At 66.6% G+C, this 581-nt stretch carries 1 protein-coding gene; it reads right to left on the bottom strand.

The genetic code is table 11. The features are described 5' to 3' along the window. Positions 1 to 116 precede the first annotated feature (116 nt). A partial coding sequence (locus M8523_RS36505; RefSeq protein WP_282589678.1) for a carbohydrate ABC transporter permease occupies positions 117 to 581 on the bottom strand: 465 nt, incomplete at its 5' end.

Genomic DNA, 581 nt, shown 5'->3' with positions numbered 1-581 from the left:
GATCTCGGCCTCCCCCTTGAGCGAGGTCACGACGGTGGCGATCAGCGGAAAGTTCAGCACGAAGGCCGCCAGCGCGAAGACGGCGAGACGCACCACCATCCAGGCGTGGCGGCGTTTCACCGTCGCGCCCCGGCGAGGCGCATGAGCGCGGTCAGGACGGCGAAGGACAGGACGAGCAACAGCAGCGAGGCGGCAACGGCCACACCGATGTCGTTGTGGCGAAAGAAGGCCTCGTAGATGAAGATGCTGATCGTCGTCGTGCTGCCGCCCGCGCCGCTGCCGGTGAGCACGTAGACGTTATCGAAGACGCGAAAGCTGTCGATGAAGCGGAAGAAGAAGACGATCGCGATCGTCGGCGCCATCCAGGGCAAGTCGATAGAGGCGAGGCGTCGTAACGGTCCGGCGCCGTCGAGCGCCGCGGCCTCGCGCACCTCGCCGGGGATTGCGGCATAGGCGGAGTAGAGGATCAGCAGGGCGAAGGGCGACCATTGCAGGACCTCGATGGTCGCGAGCGTCCAGAAGGCCGTCCCGGGGTTCAGGAAGGCCGGGCTGTCGCCGAACCAGAGGGTCCAGGTGTTGGG

It is taken from the genome of Lichenifustis flavocetrariae, from assembly GCF_026130545.1.
Classification (GTDB): domain Bacteria; phylum Pseudomonadota; class Alphaproteobacteria; order Rhizobiales; family Beijerinckiaceae; genus Lichenihabitans; species Lichenihabitans flavocetrariae.
This window is presented reverse-complemented; position numbering and strand designations above follow the sequence as displayed.